General features: G+C 64.3%; 4 protein-coding genes. 2 read left to right on the forward strand and 2 right to left on the reverse strand.

All coding sequences use genetic code 11. From position 1 onward, the window contains the following. Positions 1-3: 3 nt before the first annotated feature. Together ASF14_RS20520 and ASF14_RS20525 are read right to left on the reverse strand one after the other, a co-directional pair. Positions 4-3192, reverse strand: a complete 3189-nt coding sequence (locus tag ASF14_RS20520) for an efflux RND transporter permease subunit (protein WP_056439810.1) — start codon at positions 3190-3192, stop codon at positions 4-6. 6 nt (positions 3193-3198) lie between these two features. Further along, positions 3199-4395 (reverse strand): efflux RND transporter periplasmic adaptor subunit, encoded by a 1197-nt coding sequence (locus ASF14_RS20525; protein ID WP_156361346.1) that lies wholly within the window; start codon positions 4393-4395, stop codon positions 3199-3201. 100 nt (positions 4396-4495) lie between these two features. On the opposite strand from ASF14_RS20525, the gene ASF14_RS20530 reads away from it, so the two are divergent. Further along, positions 4496-5086, forward strand: a complete 591-nt coding sequence (locus ASF14_RS20530) for a TetR/AcrR family transcriptional regulator (RefSeq protein WP_056439816.1) — start codon at positions 4496-4498, stop codon at positions 5084-5086. 603 nt (positions 5087-5689) lie between these two features. Continuing rightward, positions 5690-6175 (forward strand): cell wall hydrolase, encoded by a 486-nt coding sequence (locus ASF14_RS20535; protein ID WP_168371585.1) that lies wholly within the window; start codon positions 5690-5692, stop codon positions 6173-6175. Positions 6176-6335: the final 160 nt, after the last annotated feature.

Genomic DNA, 6335 nt, shown 5'->3' on the forward strand with positions numbered 1-6335 from the left:
GGATCAAACTCCCTGCGGCACGGACGGCATGTCGGGGTGGCCATCGTCGTGGGGATGCGTATCGCCCTCGGCCTTGCGCTGCTTGCTGCGATCGAACAGCCGCATGACGACGACGAAGAACATCGGCACGAAGAAGATCGCCAGGATCGTCGCCGACAACATGCCGCCCACCACGGCGCGACCGATCGCATTCTGCCCCCCTGCCCCTGCGCCATTGGCGATGGCCAGCGGGAACACGCCGAACACGAAGGCCAGGCTGGTCATCAGGATCGGACGGAGGCGAAGCTTGGCGGCCTCGATCGCCGCATCGAACGCACTCAGCCCCTCGCGCATCTTCTCCTCGGCGAACTCGACGATTAGGATCGCGTTCTTCGCCGACACGCCGATCGTGGTGATCAGGCCGACCTGGAGGTAAATGTCGTTGTTCAGCCCGGTCAGCATCGCGGCCAGCAGCGCACCGACGACGCCCAGCGGCACCACCAGCATCACCGAGATCGGCACCGACCAGCTTTCGTACAGCGCGGCGAGGCACAGGAAGACGATCAGCAGCGACAACCCATAGAGCGCGGGTGCCTGACCACCGGATAGCTGCTCCTCATAGCTGAGGCCGGTCCAGTCGAGCCGGGTGCCGGGGGGCAGCTTGGCCTGCATCTCCTCCATCGCCTTGATCGCTGCACCCGACGAGACGCCGGGCGCAGCCTGGCCCAGGATTTCCATCGAGGGCTGTCCGTTATAGCGGGTCAGCTGCATCGGCCCCTGATGCCAGTCGAACGAGGAGAAGGCGGTGAACGGCGCCATCGTGCCCGTGGCCCCGCGCACATAGAGGTCGCCGATGTCCTCGGGCGCCATACGATAGGCGGCATCGGCCTGGATATAGACGCGCTTCACCCGGCCGCGATCGATGAAGTCGTTCACATAGGAACCACCCCAGGCGGTCGCGATCGTGCTGTTGACGGTCGACAGGTCGAGGCCGAGCGCGCGCGCCTTGTCCTGGTCGACATTGACCTTGAGCTGCGGCGCGTCGTCGAGCGCGTTGGGGCGCACGCCGACCAGCGACTTGTTCTGCGACGCCATGCCGAGCAACATGTTGCGCGCGGCGAGCAGCTTGTCGTGTCCGATGCCGCCTTCATCGACCAGCTGCATGTCGAAGCCGGTGGCATTGCCCAGTTCCTGGACGGCGGGCGGGATGACCGCGAAGATCAGGCCGTCATTGTAGCGGGCGAAGGCCCCCATGGCGCGGCCGATGATCGCCTGCGCCTTGTTCTGCGCACCGGGGCGGTCCTTCCACTCCTTCATCGGGATGAAGGCAATACCGCTATTCTGGCCCTGGCCCGCAAAGCTGAAGCCGTTGATCGTGTAGACGCCGCGAATGGCATCGCCCGCATCGCTCAGGAAATGGTCGCGGACGAGGTCGAGGCCCTTCTGGGTCCGCGCCGTGGTCGCCCCCGGCGGGCCCTGGACCAGTGCGATCATCTCGCCCTGATCCTCGTCGGGGAGAAAGCCGCTCGGCAGTCGCATGAACAGGAAGGCCATGCCGACGACGATCAGCGCATAGACGATCAGCGACCGCCCCCAGCGCCGCGCGGTCGAGCGGACGCCCTTTTCATAGCGGTCGCGCCCACGGTCGAACCGGTCGTTGAACCAGCGGAAGAAACGCGCCAGCGGACCATGGCCTTCGGCCTTGTTCGGATCGTGCGGCTTCAGGATGGTGGCGCATAGCGCGGGCGTCAGGATCAGCGCGACCGCGACCGACAGCACCATCGCCGACACGATGGTAATCGAGAATTGGCGATAGATGACGCCAGTCGATCCGCCGAAGAACGCCATCGGCAGGAACACGGCGGACAGCACCGCCGCGATGCCGATCAGCGCGCCGGTGATCTCGTCCATCGACTTGCGCGCCGCTTCCTTGGGCGACAGATGCTCGGTGGTGATCAGCCGCTCGACATTCTCGACGACGACGATCGCGTCGTCGACCAGCAAGCCGATGGCCAGCACCATACCGAACAGGGTCAGCGTGTTGATCGAATAGCCGAACGCCGCCAGCACCGCGAACGTCCCCGTCAGCACCACCGGCACCGCGATCGTCGGGATCAGGGTCGCACGGAAATTCTGGAGGAAGAGGAACATGACGAGGAAGACGAGCACGACCGCCTCGACCAGCGTCTCGATCACCTGCTCGATCGACAGCCGCACGAAGGGCGAAGTGTCGTAGGGGAAGATGACCTTGACGTCGGACGGGAAGGTCTTGGCGAGTTCGTTCACCCGTTCCTTGACCGCGACGACGGTATCGAGCGCGTTGGCACCGGGGGCCAGCTTGATGCCGATGCCCGAGGCGGGCTTGCCGTTCCACTGTGCCGAGAAGGCGTAGTTTTCCGCGCCGATCGCGACGCGCGCGACGTCGCCCAGTCGGACGATCGAGCCATCCGTGTTGCTCTTCAGGCGGATCTGGGCGAACTGCTCAGGGGAAGTCAGCCGCGACGAGACCGAGACGGTCGCGTTGAGCATCTGTTCCTTGGGCGCGGGCTGCGCGCCGATCTGGCCCGCCGAGACCTGCGCATTCTGCGCCGTGACCGCGCTGGTCACGTCCGCCATGGTCAGCGCATAATTGTTGAGCTTGATCGGATCGACCCAGATGCGCATCGCATATTGCGACCCGAAGATCTGGGTATCGCCGACGCCCGTCACGCGTGACAGCGGATCGGAAATCCGCGAGGCGACGATGTCGGCCAGATCGTCCGCGTCATGCTTGCCGTTCTCGGAATAGAGGCCGACGAACAGCAGGAAATTCTGCGTTGCCTTGGCGACGATGATGCCCTGGCGCTGGACCTCCTGCGGCAGCAGCGGGGTCGCCGCCTGCAGCTTGTTCTGGACCTGCACCTGCGCGATGTCGGGATCCGTCCCCTGTTCGAAGGTCAACGTGATCGTCACGCTGCCCGCCGAGGACGACGAGGACGAGAAGTAGCGAAGGTGGTCGATCCCCTTCATCTGCTGCTCGATGATCTGGGTGGTGGTGTTCTCCAGCGTCTGGGCGTCGGCGCCCGGATAGTTGGCGGTGATCGAGACCGCGGGCGGCGCAATCGCCGGGAACTGCGCGATGGGCAACGAGCGCAGGGACAAGAGCCCCGCGATGACGACCATCACCGCCAGCACATAGGCGAAGATCGGACGATCGATAAAATAGCGTGACATGGCCGTTTACTTCGCCTGTGTCTGCGCCGAGCCCTGTTGCGGCTGCACGGCCGCGGGCTTGGCGTTGGGATTCCACGGCTTGCCCTGCACCGGCATGCCCGGGCGCAGCATCATGCCGCCTTCGACGATGATCTTGTCCCCGGCCTTCAACCCGCTGGTGACCAGCCAGTTGTCGCCGACCGACCGCCCGGTCTGGAGCGTGCGCCCCTCGACCTTGTTGCCCGCGCCGATCACCATCACGGTCGCCTGGCCCTTTTCGTCGCGGCTGACCGCACGCTGGGGCACCAGGAAGGCATTGGACTGCGTTCCCTCGACCAGCGAAGCGCGAGCGAACATGCCGGGCAGCAGCAGCCCATTGGGATTGGGGAACAATGCGCGGATCACCTGCGATCCGGTGGTCGGGTCGACGGTGACGTCGGCGAAGCGGAGCGTACCCTGCGGACCATAGTCGCTGCCGTCCTCCAGCTTCAGCCGGACCCGGGCATTGCCGTCGCGGGTCAGCTGGCCGCTCATGATCTGGCGTCGCAGCTTCAGCAGTTCGGCGCTCGGCTCCTGGATATCGACATAAATGGGGTCGATGCGCTGGATGGTGGCCAGCGCGTCGGCCTGCGACGCTGACACCAGCGCACCGGTGGTGAACACCGAACGGCCGATCCGGCCGGTGATCGGCGCGCGGATGGTGGTGCGCGCCAGATCGATCTGCGCCGAGCGGAGGGCGGCCTGCTGCGCCGCGACGTCGGCACGCGCTTGGGCGGCGCTGGTCTGCGCGTTCTCATACTCCTGGCGGGCGATCGCGTTGATCTTGACCAGTTCGCCATAGCGGCGCGCCAGCGCGGCGCTCGACGCGATGCTCGCCTGCGCACGGGTCAGCGCGGCGCGGGCACTGGCGACCTGAGCTTGGTAGGGTGCCGGATCGATATGATATAGCGGCTGGCCCTGGCGGACCATGTCACCCTCGACGAACAACCGCTGGGTGATCAGGCCGTTGACCTGGGGACGAACATCGGAGGTTTCGAATGCGGTGGTCCTGCCGGGCAATTCGGTCGTGAGGGTGACAGGCTGCTCGCTCGCCACCACATAACTGACCGGCGCCGGTCCCTGCGCCGCCTGCTGCTGCTGTTGCTTGCCACCGGCACCGCAAGCGGCCAGTGCGAGCAAGGCGGCAGATGCCAACACACGACCCATAAGCCGATTGGAAGACATATCATTTCCCGCTTGAAAAATTGTTTGAGAGCGATCACTCACAAACAGCGGAGTTAGGCCCGCCGATCGAGCACGTCAACTGATTAGAAGAGGCCCCATTGTGACGAATATCGATTGCACTGCCCCCACGCGCGCAGACCTGCGCCGGAACACCATCAAGGAGGTCGCTCGCCGACTGTTCGTCGAAAACGGCTTTCATGCCACGGGGATAGCCGCAATCGCCAAGGAGTCCGGTGTCGCCGTGCAGCAGCTGTACCGCGACTTTCCCTCGAAGGAGGACATCATCGCCGCGATCGTGGCGGCGGACTGCGAACGGATCGCGGACCAGAACACGCTCAACACCGCGCTGACCAACCGCGACCGGGCCGGGATCATCAGCTGGCTGGTCTCGACACCCTGTCGCAAGGACGAATGCGGCGATCGGCTGTTCCTGGAGATTGCGGCGGAGGCGGCGCGCAATGAGCGGATACGGGCGATCTTCCTCGACGTGCGCGCCCAGGCCTTCGAGAATATCAGTCGCGCCTTCGCCGGATTGATGGGCAGCGACGTGGTGGAGGACGAACACCGCACCTTGGCGCAGGCCTTCATGATCATCTCGCTCGGTTCGGTCTGCGCACGGACGCTTCATCAGGAAGAGGTAAAGCCCGCCAGCGACAAGTTGATCGACTGCCTGATCGAAGGCGCAAAATAGGATCACGCCGATCTGGGGCGTTCTGTCGGGGCGGAAGGTAGGCAGTAGATCCGTCCGTCAGGCCCCCTTGTTGCTAGCATCGCGATCTGATCCAAGTTCTGCGAGTAAACTGGGGTAAGCGACCTGCCTTGGCGACCGGCTGCGCATGTCGGGGCTGATTTCCCTCTTTTCCCGGTGAGTTCCAGCGAGCCTTCGTGAACGACCGGGACTGGGGCAATTTTGCCGTTCGCCACCGACATATTGAACGGCAGACCTGGTTTAGAGCAGACGCGCTATCTCACTGCCAACACCACTGCCGCGCAGCGGCTTCGTACAGTGAAGCAGGTTCGCTCCTTTGCCAGCATTCTTTGCCGCCGGAGCTTGGTGGTTTATTGAGCGCAGCGAGTGTGATCTACGCTGCTTTGGGCCGCTCGCTGCGCTAGCATGTCGGTGATGGCATCCCGACGAACCCTATATGCCTCCAGGAGCCGCCATGCTCGGCGCGATGTTGCCGCGGAGCGCTGGCTGTTGCTGCTTATTGTCGTGGCAGCCGTCGCAATCGCCGCTGGCCTTCTGGATACGGTCGGCACTGCTCCGAAGACGAGGCCGCCCAGGACGATGACGATGGCGCAGGCACGCGCCTCGAACGCCAGGGTACCCATCGTTGCTGCCGCGCGGGTCCGCGCAAAGCCCTATCGCTTTGGAGGCGGCTCCGCCGAGCGCGCGCAAGCCGTCGACTGCCTGGCCACCGCAGCCCTCTATGAAGTAGGTGATGACCCGCGAGGACAACGCGCCGTCATTCAGGTCATTCTCAACCGCGCGCGTGCCCCTGGTTTTCCGCGCACCATTTGCGGCGTCGTCTACCAGGGTTTCGACCGGACCACGGGCTGCCAATTCTCGTTTACCTGCGATGGCTCGATCAAGCGGCGCACGAGACATTTCGGATGGTCTGCGGCGCGACGCGTGGCGAGAGAAGCACTTGCAGGCCATGTCTTTGCGGATGTGGGCCGCGCGACGCATTATCACGCCGACTGGATGGTGCCGTATTGGCGGGACACAATGATCAAGGTGGCGAAAGTCGACACCCACCTTTTCTATGTACGCCTCTGAGTGGTTTAATTATTTCTGCCTCGCTCCACGCTAGAACGCATCAACACATCGGTCGAAACAATTAGGCATCGTGGACAAAGGGCAGCCAGAGCAGGACTGATGCGAGGCTGACGAAGCCGATGTAGGACTCGGCGGTTTTGTCGTATCGGGTTGCGACCCG

It is taken from the genome of Sphingomonas sp. Leaf257 (genome assembly GCF_001422185.1).
Taxonomy (GTDB): Bacteria; Pseudomonadota; Alphaproteobacteria; order Sphingomonadales; family Sphingomonadaceae; genus Sphingomonas; species Sphingomonas yabuuchiae.